This is a genomic window from Pseudofrankia coriaricola, assembly GCF_001854805.1.
GTDB lineage: Bacteria > Actinomycetota > Actinomycetes > Frankiales > Frankiaceae > Pseudofrankia.
Window position 1 is genome coordinate 148,178 of the sequence record NZ_MBLO01000125.1, and the last position, 15,068, is coordinate 163,245.

Sequence of the window (15,068 nt, forward strand, 5' to 3'; positions counted from 1 at the left end):
GCGTCGTCGGGCGGCTCAGGTCGTCGACTGGACGGTCTCGCGTTCGTCCGTGCGGCCGGCCTCGGCGGGCTCCGTCGAAGCCGCCGCCCTGGCCGGGCGCATGAGGATCAGGACGAGGATCGCGGCGAGGACGCCGACAGCGCCGGCCACGACGAAGGTCGCCTGGACGCCGCTGACGGCGGCGGCGTGCGCGGCCGTGTCGAACGCCGGCCTGGCATCCGCCGGGGTGGCGTTCAGCAGGCCGGGGGTCTGGCCCCCGGCGATCGCGTGTGCCACCCGGCCGCCGCCCGCGGGGATGGGCTTGCCCGCCAGGCTGTCCTGCGCGCGGGCGACGAAGACGCTGCCAAGCGCCGCGATACCGAAGGCGTAGCCCAGCTGGCGCATGGTGTTCACCGCTCCCGCGGCCATCCCGGTGCGCTGGAGGGGCACCAGGGACATGGAGACCGATCCGAGCATCGGGGTTGTCATGCCGACGCCGATACCGATGATCGCGAAGCCGGGGATCAGGGCGGGCCAGCTGGCCGACCCGTGCACGAGCAGGGCGACCACGAACCCGCCGACACCGATGAACGCGAGTCCACTGCCGATCACCAGGTCCGGTCGGCGCTCATGCAGGAACCGGCCGAGCAGCGCGGAGACGAAGAACGCGGTGATGGAGAGTGGCAGCCCGGTGAGGCCTGCCTCCAGCGGACTCATCCGCAGCACCGACTGCAGCCAGATCGATGTGTAGGTGAAGGCGGAGAAGGCGGCGAACGTCATCAGCAGTCCGGCGATCAGCACGGCGACGAACGAACGGTTGCGCAGCAGCGCCAGGTCGAACATCGGGTGCGACGAGTGCGCTTCCAACGCGGCGAACGCCGCCAGCAGCACCACCGTCGCGCCGAGGAGCAGCCAGACGCCCGCGTCCGACCAGCCGTCGTCGTTCGCCCTGATCAGCGCGTATGTGGCAGCGGCGGCCGCGGCGGTGAAGCTGACGATGCCCGGGACGTCCACCCGGATGCGCAGCTGTGCCCGAGCGTCCGTGAGGACCGTCAGCGCGAGCACGACGGCGACCGCGCTGACGGGCAGGTTCACGAAGAAGATCCACCGCCAGGAGATGTACTCGGTGAGCACCCCGCCGACGATCGGGCCGATGGCCGACGACGCGCCGGCGACCGCTCCCCAGATCCCGTAGGCGGCGCCCCGGTCCCTGCCCGTGTAGGAGGCGTTGAGCAGCGGGAAGTTGGTCGCGAACATGGCGGCGGCGCCGATGCCCTGCACCGCGCGGGCCGCGACCAGCAGCCCGTCGTTCGCGGCGAGTCCGCACATCAACGACGACAGAGCGAACACCACGAGCCCGGCGATGTAGGCCCGGCGGTGCCCGACGATGTCCGCGATCGAGCCGGCGCCGAGCACCAGCGCGGCCAGCGCGAGCGCGTAGGCGTCGATGACCCATTGCAGCGCCCCGAAGGACGCGTGCAGGTCGTCGACCATGCTCGGCAGCGCGACGTTCACGATCGTGACGTCGACTAGCAGCATGAACGTGCCCAGACAGACCGTCAGCAGTGGCAGCCATTTGCGCATCGTGATACCTGCGATTCCGGCGAGACAGTGGTATGCGGTTGGGCCCCTCGTGGGCGGCTCGGTCTCCCAGCATGCTCCACGGGTCCGACAAGTCGGCCGTTCCGGGCGGCCGGGCCGGCCGTCGTCCGGGGACGACGGTCGGCACCTACCGAGACCGCGTGGTCGACGGAGGACTGCCGCGTCCCGGGCACCAGTGCGTAGATTTCCCCTGATAGACGCACCTAAGCGGCCCGAATCCGCCGTCCTCGCGGCTTGCGCAGAATCTTGAGCCTGTCAGCCGACGACCCGCAGCCAGAACCATGAGGCGGTCGGCACGGAGGCGCTCCGGATGCGCTCAAGCTTGACGGCCGCCGTCTCCATGAGACCGGTCGCCGCGACAGAACTCATCGCGACTCGTCGCGCGGCCAGGCGCGGGAAACGGGTTCGCCGTCACTCAGGCGGTTGGGTGGTGCCGCCGAAGTAGCTCTCCTCGATGAGCTCGGGGTGCGCGATCAGGTGAGCGGCGTCCTCATGCAGGGCGATGCGGCCGCGGTCGAGGACGTAGGCCCGGTCGGCGACCCGCAGCGCGAGCGAGACGTGCTGCTCGACCAGCAGTACCCCCAGGCCCGTCTCGTCGGCGACGCGGCGCAGCGCGGCAAGCAGCGGCGGCACGATGCCGGGCGCGAGGCCGAAGGAGAACTCGTCGACCAGCAGCAGCGCGGGCCGGCGGACCAGCGCGAGGGCGAGCGCGAGCTGCTGGCGCTCGCCGCCCGAGAGCGCTCCGGCCGGCCGGCCGAGCAGCGCGCTCAACGCCGGGAACAGTTCGAGAACGGCCGCGATCCTCTCCCCGGCCCGCTGGGCGCCGACCGACGGGGCGGCATCGGCGCTGGCGGTGGCACCGCGGGTGCCATCGCTGCCGGAGGGGCCGACGCCGGCTGGGGCGCCCGCGCCCGCGGCGGGGCCAGCCGCGGTGTCGGGACCGGGCCAGCCCGCCCCGGCGGCACCGCGCGGCGCGGGATGGCGGACGGCCAGCCGCAGGTTCTCCCGGACGGTCAGGGTCGGAACCGAGCCATGCCCCTGTGGCACGACGGCGAGCCCCCGCCTGGCCAGCCTGTCGGGAGTCGCTCGCCGGGTGGGCGAGCCGAGCAGCGTAACCGTGCCGGTGACCGGCGACAGCAGCCCGGAGATCATGCGGATGAGCGTCGTCTTGCCGGCCCCGTTCGGGCCGAGCAGGGCGACGATCTCTCCTGGGCGGACGGTGAGCGAGACGTCGCGCACCACCGGCGCGCCGGCCGGGACACCGCCGCCCGCGAGGGCGAGCACGCCGCGGCGCCGCCCGCCGTAGCGCCCGACGGCCCGGTCGACCTCCAGCAGCACGGGCGGCAGCGCCCGCGCCGCCGCCGAACCGGGCCTGGCCGGCGTGGTGTCGCCTGTGGACGCCGGCCGGCGGGGCCGCGGCGGGACGGGCACGTCGGCATCGCTCGGCCCGGTGCCCAGGTAGGCGGTCCGCACAGCGGGGTGCACCCGGACCCGCTCGGGCGGTCCCTGGGCGACCACCCGCCCGCCGTCGAGCACGACCACCTCGTCGCAGACGGAGAAGACGAGCTCGACGTCGTGGTCGACGAGCAGCACGCCTATGCCAGCGGCGGCGAGCGCACGGAGGCGGGCGGACAGGGCCGCCCGTCCCGGCGCGTCGAGGCCGGCGGCCGGCTCGTCGAGCAGCACGGCTCGTGGCCGCCCGGCGAGCGCCCGCCCGAACGCGAGCGCCGCCCGCTGGTCGTGGGTCAACGTGTCCGGCAGCTGGCTGGCGACCGCGGTGAGGTCGACCCCGCCGCGTCCCGCCCGGGCGAGCCCGCCGCTGATCGCCGCGCCGATGGCCAGCGGCCCGGTCCTCGGGCCGATGGTGATCGGCCCGGTCGAGGCCGGGCCGACGGCGGCGACCGCGGACGCAAGCGGCGAGGCCCCGGCCGGGTTGGCGAGCCTGCCCGTGGCGGCACCGCCGGCGACGGCCAGGTTCTCGGAGACCGACAGGTCCTCGAACAGCTCCAACGACTGGAACGTACGGGCCAGGCCGCGCCGGAACCGCTCGTGCGGCGCCAGCGACTCGATCCGGGTGCCGTCGAGCAGGATCGACCCGTCGGTGTCGGACCCGGGCACGAAACCGGTGATCGCGTCGATCAGGGTGGTCTTGCCGGCACCGTTCGGGCCGATCAGCCCAATGATCGTGCCGGCTGGTACGACGAACGACACGTCGTCGACGACGGTCACGCGTCCGTAGCGGACGGTGAGACCGTCGACGGCGAGCCCGCGCTCGGGCGCCACGAGCGCCCCCATGTTCGGCAGTGACCCGCTCACTGACCCACTCACCGGGCGTCCCCCTCCGGCGGTGCCCCACCAGCCACGCCAGTTCCGGGCCGTCGATCGCCCGGGATGCTCGGTTCGCCCGCGGGCGCGACCCCGGCCCGGGAGTCGGCTCCGGCCGGCGGGGCCGGTCCTGTCAACGGGCCGGTCCTGCTCCCCGGCCTCAGCTGGGCGGCGACGCCGCGCGCCCCGCCCGGCCGGGCGCCGCTCCGGCCGGCCCGGTGCGCACCAGCCGTCACGGGCACCGCCGGCCGCCGGTAGGCGAGTCCCGCGGGCCGCAGCACCGCGAGCACCACGACGGCGAGCCCGCAGATCAGCGACTGGTAGGTACCCAGCCCGGCCACGTCGTCGAGCGCGGTGAACACCAGCCCGCCCGGCACCAGCAGCCCGGCGGTCAGCGCTCCGGACACCGTCGTCACCCCGCCGACCGCGACGACGGCCAGGAAGAACAGCGACGCGGTGACGCCGAACGAGTCGAAGGAGAGGGTGCCCTGGCCGTAGCCGAGGAGGCAGCCACCCAGGCCCGCGATCCCGGCCGAGATCCCGAACGCGAGAACCTTGGTACGCCGGACGTCTACGCCAGCCGCCGATGCCGCTCGCTCGTTGGCCCGGACGGCGAGCATCCGCCGCCCGAAGCGGGAGCCGCGCAGCCGGACGACGCCGTAGCAGCAGGCGGCCAGCACGACCAGCGACAGCAACCCGTACTGCACCCGGGGGAAGCCGGGGCCGGAGAGCCCGAAGTCAACGCCGAACACCTTCGGCGACGGCACCTTGGTGCCGCCAAGTCCACCGGTGACCAGCGGGTTGGCGAACACCGCCTCCTGGATCGCGACGCCGGCGGCGAGTGTGATGACCGCGAGGTCGATGCCGCGTACCCGGCGGGCGACGAGACCCAGCAGCAGGCCGACGGCGGCGGCCACGGCCGTCGCGAGCAGCGGCGCCACCGGGAACGGGATGTGCAGGCTGCGCTGCAGGCGGGCGAGCAGGAAGCCGGCGACGCCGGCGATTGACATCTGCGCGAGCGAGAGCTGGCCGACGTAGCCGACCAGGACGACGAACGACAGGCAGACGACCGCGCCGGCGATGCTGCGTTCCAGGCCGAGCCGGTAGGTCCCCTGCAGGAGGAAGAGCGCGCCGACGCCGACCGCGAGCCCAGCGAGCAGCGTGAGCGCCGCGCGCCGCGCGCCGGTCGGCGGCCCCACCGGTGGCAGCCGGGTGATGGCCGCGGCGGTCGTGACCCTGCCCGGCACCAGCTGCCCGCGCGAGACGGCGACCCCGATGAGCAGCAGCAGCGGCAGCAGCTCGCGCAGGCCCGGCTGGTCGAGCCAGCTCACGTCCTGCCGGACCTGGAGCAGCGCCGACTGGGCCATGCCGAGAGCGAGCGCGCCCGCCACGGTCGCGCCGAACGACGAAAGGCCGCCGAGCAGCGCCGCCGCGAGCGCGGGCACGACGAACAGCGAGAACGTCCCCGGGTTGAGGGCGGAGACCGGCGCGATCAGGATTCCGGCCGCCGCCGCCAGCACCGCCGCCACCACCCAGTTCGCGGCGGCGATGAGCTCGGTGCGGTAGCCCCACAGCGCCACCGTGTCCGGGTCGGCGGCGACGGCCCGTGTGGCGAGCCCGAACCGGGTCCAGCGGGACACGGCCCACAGCACCAGCCCGGCGGCGATGGCGAGCGCGGCGAGCAGCAGCCGGTCGCTGGGGACCGTCGTGCCGAGCACCTTGACGGGCTTCTGCGTCAGCACCGGGTCGAGGGACCGGCTGTCGGTACCTGACGGCCCGGAGACAAACTGGATCACGGCCACGGCCTGCAGCGCGATCATCAGCCCGACGGCGGCCACAACGGCGGTCATCGGCGGCGCGGAGCGCAACGGCCGGAACACCAGCAGATAGCCGATCAGCCCGAACAGCCCCGCGAGCGCCAGCGAGACCGTGAAAGCCAGGGTGAACGACGGGTGGTCGGTCAGATGAATTCGTGGTGGCACGCCGACGACGGGAAAGACGATGTCGCCGACCTCACGCAGCTCGGCGTACTGGTACGTCGCATACATGGCGAAGGCGCCATGCGCGACGTTGACCACGCCAGATGCCCGATAGGTCAGCACAAGGCCGAGTCCGAGTGCTGCGTACACGGCCCCGGTGCCAAGCCCGAGAACCAACGCGGCTAGATACGTGGACACACCTGTCCCCAAGCTCGACTCGACCGCGCCCGGCTGCCGACGGGAGTGTAGCTTCCTGGTCGTGATCCGTTTTGGGCGTGTTCTCGCGGCTGGCTGTGTAGCGCTGGCGATGGTTCTCGCCGGGTGCACGAGTCAGCGCGGAGGGGATTCGGCGGGCGACGGCACAGGCAGCGGGACGCCCGCCGTCGGGCCGACCGGGCCACCGCTGCTGCTCGGCTATGTGACCCAGGAAAACAGCGCGGTCGGCTCGTTCCCGGAGACCCGGGTCGCCGCGGAGGCGGCGGCCGCGTATGCGAACGCGGAGCTGGACGGGGTCAAGGGCCGGCCCGTCAAGCTGGTGACCTGCGCGACGAACGGCTCGCCCGAGTCGTCGCAGGGCTGCGCGAACAAGCTCGTGGCGCAGCACCCGGTCGCCGTCGTCGGCGGGATCGACGTCGGCGCCGAGGCGGCGATGGAGGTCTACAAGAACGCTGGCATCCCCTACGTGAGCGGCTCGCCGCAGCTCAACGGGGAGCTGAACTCGACGAACTCGTTCTCGCTGACCGGCGGCACCGCGGCCGAGCTGATCGGCATCACCGACTACCTCACGTCGGTGAAGAAGGTCCACAGCGTGCACGCGCTGTACGTCGACCTGTCCGGGCTGCTCTCCATCGCGATCGACTACTCGAGGCAGATCCTGAACAAAAAGGGCGTGACGGACGTCACCCTCACGTCGGAGAAGGCTGACGCCGCCGACTTCGCCCCGGCCCTCAGCAACGCCGCCAAGGGCAATCCCGACGCGATCGTCGTCGTGTTCCAGGCGCAGGCCTGCGCCCGCATCGTCCAGGCTGCGAGCGCACTCAACATCAAGACACCGATGTACCTGATCGGTTCCTGCGCGAGCCCCACCGTCGCCAGGGCGGCCGGCGGGCACACCGACAACCTGGTCTTCGCCTCCGGCTACCTGCCGGCGACCGACGGCGACAAGGACCCCGCCGCCGCGGCTTTCGCCAAGCGGGTGCCGGCCGAGCAGCGGACCTCCGGTTCGGAGGGCTCGTTCTCCGCGGTGCTGGTGGTCCGCAACCTGCTCGAGACCCTGCCGGACCCGACGCCGGCGGCGCTGACCACCGCGCTGCGGGCGACCAAGGAATACCCGAACGTCATGGCGCATCCGTTCACCTGCGACGGCAAGCAGATCAATCTCCTGCCGTCGATCTGCAACTCCGCCGTGCGCCTGCTCACCTGGAACGGCAAGGGCTTCACCGACCTCACCGGCAACTGGGTCGACGGCCGCAAGCTCCTCGACCTCGTCAGCTGACCCCGCCGCCCTCGTTCCATCCGCTCGTCCCTCGGCGGCCTGGCCCACAAGGGCCAGGCCGCCGAGTCGTGCCGGCACCCACCTCGTGGCCAGGTCTCGGTCGTCGATCTCCGGCACCTGACCGTGCCCGGAGCGATCGCCCTCCGATCTGGCATGTACGCCATCGACTGGCTGCGTTCGCCTTTTGACCGAGTTAGGCTGGCTGCTGACCAGGGAGGTGGACCATCGCCGCCGAGAAGGTCACGTCGCGCCAGTACGACCGCTGGTCGGAGGACCATCGTGCCGACGTCGAGGTCGCCGATGGCCAGGTGGTCACCGCCGCCGTCGCCTCCGCCCGGCGCCGGAGAATGGCGCGGCACATCGCGAACGCGTTGGACGCCGCCGGCGGGCCGGAGTGGAACGCGGACGTCGCCGTCGAGATATGCCTGACCGAGGCGCCGCTGACGATCCGCCGCCCAGATGTCGTCGTCTACCGCGCCGACGCGCTCGACACCGCCCCGATGCACGCCGACCGGGTACTATGCGTCGTCGAGCTGGTCTCCAGCAGTTCCCAGGCGACCGGCCGGATCGTCGGCGTGCATCGTTACGCCCAGGCCGGCATCGGCCATTACTGGCGGATCGAGTGGTCGGCCACCGGCGTCCCGGTTGCCTGCGCCTACGACCTCGACCCGGCGTCGCAGATCTACCAGGAGCACGCCGTCCGCGGCGGCCTGGTTCACGTCACCACCCCGTTCCCCGTGACGATCAACCTGACCCAGCTGCCGTAACCCGGCGCCCGGCCGCCGGTGGCGCTGGCCCGTCGCCGCTGGGCGGCGCTGGCCCGGGGAGCGGGCGCTGACCGCGGAGCGCGGTGCGCCATCGACCAGTTGGTTGATGGGCGGATCAGCCGGCTCGCGGGCGGGGATGACCGGACGGTTGATCCACAACGGGCGCCGGCGGCGGCAGTGTTGTGCCATGGCTGGTTCAGGCTCCACCGCGATCGAGGTAGCTGGCCTCGAGAAGCAATACGGCGACCGCGAGGTACTGCGCGGAGTGTCGTTCAGCGTGCGACAAGGTGAGATCTTCGGCGTCCTCGGGCCCAACGGTGCCGGCAAGACGACGACCGTCGAGATCATCGAGGGACTGCGCAGGCAGGACCGGGGCACGGTCCGCGTCCTCGGGCTGGACCCGTGGGCGGATCGTCGGGCGCTCACGCCCCAGCTCGGCGTCCAGTTGCAGGAGAGCGAGCTGCCCGGGCGGATGACCGTCGACGAAGCGCTGGCGTTGCAGGCCGCGTTCTACGACGCCCCCGTCGACACCGCGGCGCTGCGCGACGAGCTCGGCCTCGCCGAGGTGCGCCGGACCCGGTTCGGCAAGCTGTCCGGCGGGCAGCGCCAGCGCCTCTCGCTCGCGCTGGCGCTGGTCGGCGACCCGCGGGTCGCGGTGCTCGACGAGCTGACCACGGGCGTCGACCCGCACGGCCGGCGGGACGTGTGGGACCTCGTCGAGCGGATCCGCGATCGCGGCGTGACGATCCTGCTCGTCACGCATCTGCTCGAGGAGGCCGAGCGGCTCTGCGACCGGGTCGCCGTCCTCGACGCCGGCCGGATCGTCGCCCTCGACACCCCGGCCGCGCTGGCCCGCGCCGCCGAAGGCACGTCGACGATCCGGTTCCGGCCGTCCACGCCGATCGACGACTCCCTCCTCACCGCCATTCCCGAGGTCGCCTCGGTGACCCACACCGGGCCGACCGTGCGGGTCACCGGCACGGGCGAGCTGGTGCACGCCGTGGTCGTCGTGCTCGCCCGCCACCAGATCGTCGCCCAGGACCTGCGCATCGAGCAGGCCACGCTGGACGACGCCTACCTGTCGCTGACCAGCTCGCCAGCCCCCGAACCGAGGGACGCGGGCGAGAACACGCCCCAGGCCAAGGCACCGGCTAAGGCATCGGCCCAGGGAAGCACCGCCGGCCGCAAAACGAGGAGGTCCTGATGTCCCGCAAGGTGCTCGGAGCGCTGGTGCGCAGCGAGGCACGGCTGGCGCTGCGCGACCCTGGTACGACGTTGTTCGCCGTCGGCCTGCCCGTCGTTCTCGTGGTGATCCTCGGCTGTGTCCCGTCCTTCCGCGAGCACAGCGCCGATCTCGGCGGTGCGCGGGTCATCGACCTCTACCTCCCGATCACGATCGTCATGGTCGTCGCGCTGCTGGGGCTGAGCCTGGCGCCCGGCGCCCTGGCCAGGTACCGGGAGAAGGGCGTCCTCAAGCGGCTGGCGACCACCCCGGCGAGCCCCGCGTCGCTGCTGGCCGCTCAGGGCGCCGTGATCGCGATCCTCGCGGTCCTCGTCGCGGCGCTGCTCCACGTGGTCGGTGCCGCCGCGTTCCGCGTGCCCGCGCCGGAACAGCCCGTCGGCTACGTGCTGGCGCTCCTGCTGACGATCGCGACCCTCATCGCGCTCGGCCTGCTGATCGCGGCCGTGGCGCCAAGCAGCGGGGTCGCGAACGGCATCGGCGTCGGGCTGTTCTACCCGCTGATGTTCTTCGCCGGGCTGTGGGTGCCCCGGGAGGCGATGCCGCGCGTACTCGTGGACATCGGTGACGCGACCCCCCTCGGAGCGGCGGTGGGCGCCTTGCAGGACTCGATGTCCGGGTCGTGGCCCGGCCTGGTGCATGTGGGAGTGATGGTCGCCTACATCGTCCTGTGTGGCCTCGGCGCGGCCCGCTGGTTCCGCTGGATGTGAGGGATCGAGGCGCTGGACGCGCTCGATCCCGTCGGGCGCCAGGGCGCCCTCCCCGGCTGGTTTCGGGGTTGACGTGTCCGGACGGGGCTGGTCTGGTCCGAGGTCGGTCAGATGGTTGCGTTGGCGCTGCGCCAATGCGCCGTCACCAGTCCACACCAAGTACAGAACCCCGACCCCTGTCGGGCGCCAGGGCGCCCTCCCCGGCTGAGATCGCGGTTGGCGTGTTCGGACGGAGCTGGGCTGGTCTGGTCCGAGGTCGGTCAGGTAGTTACGTTGGCGCTGCGCCAATGCGCCGTCACCAGTCCACACCAGGTACGAATCTTGGGCGAATCGGGAAAGAGGTGTCGCATGGCCGACCCGGCCGACCTGGTGGGGGGGTCGACGGTGCCTGGCGCGTCCAGCGTCGGGGCCGAGCCGGCGGCGCCCGACGTCACCGGCTCACCGGCCGGGCGGGACCTTCCCAACGCGACCGGCGACGCCGCGTCGCCAGCGAGCGCGGACGTCGTGGTCGAGTCCTGGGAGCGGCGGGAGATGCTTGCCTACCGCATCATCCCGTATGTCGGCCTCGGCCTCTCGGTCCTGCTGTCCGCCCTGGTGCCGAGCGATGACGGCTGGTCACAGGTCGCGGTGGAAATCGGGCTCTCCGTGGTCGCCGCGGGCTGGATGGTGTGGTTCCGCGTCCTGCATCCGACCTGGGTGGGCCGGCGACGGCTGATGACCGGCTATCTGGTCATCCTGTTGGTGCTGATCGCAACCCTGGTCATCCTTGCGCCCTGGTTCGGCTTCTTCGCCTTTACCGGCTACCTGGAGTCCACCGCGCTGCTGACCGGGTGGCGGCGCATGCTCGGCGCGGTCGTCACCGCGATGATCGTGGCGACGTCGCAGGTCGGTGGGGTGCCGACGTCCTGGGGCTACCTGCTGCTCTACGTGGTCGTCTTCGGCTTCAACGTCGGTGTCGCCGGCACTCTGACCTGGTTCGACGCCATCTCCACCGAGCAGCGGGCCGCCCGCGGACGCGCGATCGCGGAGCTCGGCGAGGCCAACCGGCGGTTGCAGGCCGCGCTCACCGAGAACGCCGGTCTGCACGCCCAGCTCGTGGTCCAGGCTCGGGAGGCCGGCACGCTGGACGAACGGGCCCGGCTCGCCCGGGAGATCCACGACACCCTCGCGCAGGGGCTTACCGGGATCGTCACCCAGCTGCAGGCCGCCGAACAGGCGGGCGCGCGAGGCCACCATCTGTCGACCGCGCTGCGGCTGGCCCGCGAAAGCCTGACCGAGGCCCGCCGGTCGGTGCAGGCGCTGCGCCCCGCCGAGCTCGCCGACGCGGCGCTGCCCGACGCGCTGGTCGACGTCGCGGCCCGCTGGACACAGGCGAACGGGGTGCCGGTCGAGGTGTCGACCACCGGGCCGGTCGTCGCGCTGCACCCGGAGGTGGAGGCCACGGTGCTGCGGGTCGCCCAGGAGTCGCTGGCCAACGTCGCCAGGCACGCGGCCGCGACCCGGGTGGGGCTCACGCTGTCCTACATGTCCGACGTGGTGACCGTCGACATCCGCGACGACGGCGTCGGGTTCGACACCGACACCGACGTGGCCGGCCCCGGCCGAGCCGAGAGCGGCGGAGACACGCGCGGCGGCGGGTTCGGGCTGGCCGCGATGCGCCAGCGGGTCGCCCGGCTTGCCGGCGGTTTCAGCGTCGAGTCGGAGCCGGGCGCGGGCACCGCGGTGTCCGCGACGCTGCCGGCGATCCCGGCGCCACGCGGCGACGCCGAGACAGCGGGAGCCAAGACAGCGGGAGCCAAGACAGGGAGAACGGCGACGACGGGAATCGAGACGACGGGAACGGCGACGACGGGAACGCAGACGGCGGGAAGGGACCGACCGATGGTCGAGGCACCTGCGTGGGCCGTCGATGCCTGAGCCGTGTCCTCCCGACTACGGGGAGCAGGTAGACCGTCCGGTGCGAGTGCTGCTCGTCGACGACCACCCGGTGGTACGCGACGGGCTGCGCGGCATGTTCGCCGACACCCCGTCGATCGAGGTGGTCGGCGAGGCCGGCGACGGCGCCGCCGCCGTCCGGCTCGCGGGCGCGCTGCGACCGGACGTGGTGCTCATGGACCTGCGGATGCCGCGGCTCGACGGGGTCGGCGCGATCACCGCGTTGCGTGCCGCCGACAGCGACGCTCGGGTGCTGGTACTGACCACGTACGACACCGACAGCGACGTCGTCCCGGCGATCGAGGCGGGCGCCACCGGCTACCTGCTCAAGGACGCGCCCCGCGACGACCTGATCCGCGCGGTGCGCGCGGCCGCCCGTGGTGAGGCGGTGCTCTCGCCGTCGGTCGCGACCAGGCTACTCGGCCAGATGCGGGCGGCCCCGGCCCCGACACGCGACCCGCTGAGCGCCCGGGAGCTGGAGATCCTGGCGATCGTGGCCCGGGGCGCCACCAACCGGGAGGTAGCCCGGCGGCTGTTCATCAGCGAGGCGACGGTGAAGACCCACCTGCTGCACATCTACGCCAAGCTGGACGTGAACGACCGGGCCGCCGCCGTCGCCGAGGCGTTCGGCAGGGGCCTGCTGCCCACCCGCCGCACCGACTGACCACCGAGACCACCAGCGGGCGGACGGCCGAGCCCGCGGGCCAGGGTGCCGCGCGGGATCAGCGACGCCTGAGCCCCTGCGCCATCTTTGCCACGGTGCAGAAGTACTGGCGATGGATCTCCAACAGCTGGGCGGCCTCGGCGCGTGTCGCCACCTTGTCGGACTTGGTCTTGCAGCCGGGGCAGACATAGTGAGCCATGACGGGATCCTCCTCCGGAAGTGCCGACCCAGGGATTGGTGTGTTCCCTGGTGAGTCGCCCACTATTCCTCAGGAAGGGGCAGACTTCAGGCAAGTCACCGAAAGCGCCCATGCGTGGACGGGATGCAACACAACCAGGTTAGTCCGGGGACGGCACGGGCACCGACGGTGCCGGCCGGACAGCTGGCACCGTCGCCGGAAGATCGGGGTTCTCCAAGACCGTCCGAGCGTCCCTGACGAAGGTGATCCACAGCCAGCCGCCGACGTCGATGCCCCCGGTTCTGCCCGGCTCCGGCGTCGCCTCCGCCGCGGCTGTGTCGTCTCCGCCGCGGTCGTATGGCACCCGCATGCCGCCGGGTAGAGCAACCGATGGTTGCGTTTCCGCGGAAGCGGCGTTAACCTCACCAGCAACCAATGGTTGCGATAGTCGGGAGGTCTGATGGAGTACGCCAGCATCGAGCGCGAGATCCACATCGATGCCCCGCCGTCGGCAACCCCTGGGACGCCCGGCTGCGGCGGATCAAGCAGATCGCCGAAGCCTTCCAGAAGAGCCAGTGAACGCGTCCCGGCCGCGGCTGGGTGGAGAAGAGGAGAGAACGATGGTGGACATCCTGCATCGCGTGGGGATCACGGCATCGCGCGAAGCGGTGTTCCGTGCGCTGACGACGCCGGAGGGCCTGGCGGGCTGGTGGACCGACGACACGCACGGAGACGGCGAGGCCGGCGGCGTGCTCAAGTTCCACTTCGAGCCCGGCGGCTTCGACATGAAGGTGCTGGAGACCCAGCCGGCGGAGCGTGTGCTCTGGGAGGTGATCGGCGGCCCGGAGGAGTGGGTCGGCACCCAGGTCAGCTGGGACCTGCGGACCGCGGGCGACTACACGATCATCATGTTCGCTCACCAGGGATGGCGTGAGCCCGTGGAGTTCATGTACCACTGCAGCACCAAGTGGGCGACGTTCCTGATGAGCCTGAAGTCGCTCCTGGAGACCGGCACCGGCGCTCCCGCGCCCCGCGACGTGCAGATCAGCGACTGGCACTGATCAGGCGCTGGTCGGGGAAGCCTCATATCGCCGGGCAGGCCGGCAAACCGATGGGTGGCCGCGGGCCGGCACGACCAGGGGCCACGGGCCACGGACAGAGGTGAACCCATCGGCGTCGCCTCACCCGGTCACGTGCGCGTGCCCCAGACGGTGACCGAGGCATGGACCCCGACACGAAACCAGGGCTCCCGCGCTACGCAGCGCGGGAGCCCTGGTTGGAACGGGCGACGCGGTCGACGTGACGCGGTCGACCTCGACATGGCCGACCGGGGTCCGGCGTGTCGGCATGGCGGGTCACTTCCAGTCGGGCGGGCGCAACCCGAGTGCGCAGTCGTCGGTGGGCAGCGCGGGGCAGGTTCCCGCACAGTCCGGCCACACGCAGCGAGTACGCGGCTCGGCGGGCGTACGGGTGAACAACCGGCGAAGCAGGCGGAGCAAGGCAGCCACGAAACGCCTCCAATCAGCGGATGTATGGGGTCCCCACAAGCCGGTAGCGGCGCCGTGCGAGCGGTTTCCAGCCGCCGCCGGCGTCGGGCCGGTGCCGAGCGTCCTTGACGAAACGATCCCGCTGCCTGATCGGCGGGCAGCGTCGCGGCGACCTGCGCCGGGTGCGGGGCGACCAGGCTCCCGCCGACTTCTGGATCACCGCCGGGACGGATGGTGTCAGCACGGCGATCGCGGTCAGGGCGGCGTCCGCCGGCCGGCAGGTGCCGCTGTGGGTGCGACTGTCAGTGCGGCTGGTGGTCAGCGGTCAGATCGAGGCCGCGGTCACCGGGTCGCCGCCTGCGCTGGAGTGGGATGGGAGCGCATGGGCCGCCCGGGCGACCACAAGGGAGCGGATCCGGTACATCGACATTCCCCTCACAGCAAGATCATCCTGGGTGTGAGGTGGCTGCCCAGACGGCCCCTGATCTCCGCGACGACCCAGGAGAGCTCTCCGCTGGGCGCGGTCGTCGCGAGACTCATCGAGCCACTGAGCGTCCCCCTTCGCCGTCTCGTACAGCGCCGCCCCGGTGTCCAGCTCGACGTCGGACGAGTAGACAGCCCTCGCCATGCTCGCCGTCGGCGCCGCCCCGGAGTTCCAGTCTGGGTAGGCGGCGAACAGCGACGAGCCCGTCACCGAACAGATCACC

At 72.3% G+C, this 15,068-nt stretch carries 12 protein-coding genes; 8 read left to right on the forward strand and 4 right to left on the reverse strand.

What is annotated here, in order from left to right:
* Positions 1-15 precede the first annotated feature (15 nt).
* The 3 genes from BCD48_RS18575 to BCD48_RS18585 all read right to left on the reverse strand — a co-directional run bounded on the left by BCD48_RS18575 (position 16) and on the right by BCD48_RS18585 (position 6,083).
* Positions 16-1,563, reverse strand: coding sequence for an MFS transporter (locus tag BCD48_RS18575; protein WP_071049678.1), 1,548 nt, complete (start codon positions 1,561-1,563; stop codon positions 16-18).
* A 429-nt stretch (positions 1,564-1,992) separates the two neighbouring features.
* Positions 1,993-3,897 (reverse strand): ATP-binding cassette domain-containing protein, encoded by a 1,905-nt coding sequence (locus tag BCD48_RS18580; protein ID WP_083418845.1) that lies wholly within the window; start codon positions 3,895-3,897, stop codon positions 1,993-1,995.
* An 8-nt stretch (positions 3,898-3,905) separates the two neighbouring features.
* Positions 3,906-6,083 (reverse strand): branched-chain amino acid ABC transporter permease, encoded by a 2,178-nt coding sequence (locus BCD48_RS18585; RefSeq protein WP_083418846.1) that lies wholly within the window; start codon positions 6,081-6,083, stop codon positions 3,906-3,908.
* A gap of 109 nt (positions 6,084-6,192) precedes the next feature.
* On the opposite strand from BCD48_RS18585, the gene BCD48_RS18590 reads away from it, so the two are divergent.
* The 6 genes from BCD48_RS18590 to BCD48_RS18615 all read left to right on the forward strand — a co-directional run bounded on the left by BCD48_RS18590 (position 6,193) and on the right by BCD48_RS18615 (position 12,696).
* A complete protein-coding gene (locus tag BCD48_RS18590; RefSeq protein ID WP_083418847.1) occupies positions 6,193-7,380 on the forward strand; it encodes an ABC transporter substrate-binding protein in 1,188 nt (395 codons plus the stop codon).
* A 224-nt stretch (positions 7,381-7,604) separates the two neighbouring features.
* A complete protein-coding gene (locus BCD48_RS18595; RefSeq protein ID WP_071049680.1) occupies positions 7,605-8,147 on the forward strand; it encodes a Uma2 family endonuclease in 543 nt (180 codons plus the stop codon).
* Positions 8,148-8,334: 187 nt separating this feature from the next.
* Entirely contained in the window at positions 8,335-9,351 is a 1,017-nt protein-coding gene (locus BCD48_RS18600; protein ID WP_071049681.1) for an ABC transporter ATP-binding protein, read from the forward strand.
* Complete coding sequence (locus tag BCD48_RS18605) at positions 9,351-10,097, forward strand: ABC transporter permease (protein WP_071049682.1); 747 nt, start codon at positions 9,351-9,353, stop codon at positions 10,095-10,097. The genes BCD48_RS18600 and BCD48_RS18605 overlap by 1 nt, the downstream gene beginning before the upstream one ends.
* A gap of 348 nt (positions 10,098-10,445) precedes the next feature.
* The gene (locus tag BCD48_RS18610) at positions 10,446-12,014 is read left to right on the forward strand and encodes a sensor histidine kinase (protein WP_071049683.1); all 1,569 of its coding nucleotides are present in this window, start codon (positions 10,446-10,448) and stop codon (positions 12,012-12,014) included.
* Positions 12,007-12,696, forward strand: a complete 690-nt coding sequence (locus tag BCD48_RS18615) for a response regulator (protein WP_071049684.1) — start codon at positions 12,007-12,009, stop codon at positions 12,694-12,696. The genes BCD48_RS18610 and BCD48_RS18615 overlap by 8 nt, the downstream gene beginning before the upstream one ends.
* A 58-nt stretch (positions 12,697-12,754) precedes the next feature.
* Here BCD48_RS18615 and BCD48_RS52310 read toward each other — a convergent pair whose 3' ends face one another.
* Complete coding sequence (locus BCD48_RS52310; RefSeq protein ID WP_198543299.1) at positions 12,755-12,895, reverse strand: hypothetical protein; 141 nt, start codon at positions 12,893-12,895, stop codon at positions 12,755-12,757.
* 599 nt (positions 12,896-13,494) lie between these two features.
* On the opposite strand from BCD48_RS52310, the gene BCD48_RS18625 reads away from it, so the two are divergent.
* The gene (locus tag BCD48_RS18625; RefSeq protein ID WP_071049686.1) at positions 13,495-13,935 is read left to right on the forward strand and encodes an SRPBCC family protein; all 441 of its coding nucleotides are present in this window, start codon (positions 13,495-13,497) and stop codon (positions 13,933-13,935) included.
* A 551-nt stretch (positions 13,936-14,486) separates the two neighbouring features.
* Positions 14,487-14,822, forward strand: a complete 336-nt coding sequence (locus BCD48_RS50730; protein WP_131804041.1) for a hypothetical protein — start codon at positions 14,487-14,489, stop codon at positions 14,820-14,822.
* The last annotated feature ends 246 nt before the right edge of the window (positions 14,823-15,068 follow it).

Excerpts from the sequence above, each read along its gene's own strand:
- BCD48_RS18575 (WP_071049678.1), bottom strand. The coding sequence starts at position 1,563 with ATGCGCAAATGGCTGCCACTGCTGACGGTCTGTCTGGGCACGTTCATG.
- BCD48_RS18590 (WP_083418847.1), top strand. The coding sequence starts at position 6,193 with ATGGTTCTCGCCGGGTGCACGAGTCAGCGCGGAGGGGATTCGGCGGGC.
- BCD48_RS18600 (WP_071049681.1), top strand. The coding sequence starts at position 8,335 with ATGGCTGGTTCAGGCTCCACCGCGATCGAGGTAGCTGGCCTCGAGAAG.
- BCD48_RS18605 (WP_071049682.1), top strand. The coding sequence starts at position 9,351 with ATGTCCCGCAAGGTGCTCGGAGCGCTGGTGCGCAGCGAGGCACGGCTG.
- BCD48_RS18610 (WP_071049683.1), top strand. The coding sequence starts at position 10,446 with ATGGCCGACCCGGCCGACCTGGTGGGGGGGTCGACGGTGCCTGGCGCG.
- BCD48_RS18615 (WP_071049684.1), top strand. The coding sequence starts at position 12,007 with ATGCCTGAGCCGTGTCCTCCCGACTACGGGGAGCAGGTAGACCGTCCG.
- BCD48_RS52310 (WP_198543299.1), bottom strand. The coding sequence starts at position 12,895 with ATGGCTCACTATGTCTGCCCCGGCTGCAAGACCAAGTCCGACAAGGTG.
- BCD48_RS18625 (WP_071049686.1), top strand. The coding sequence starts at position 13,495 with ATGGTGGACATCCTGCATCGCGTGGGGATCACGGCATCGCGCGAAGCG.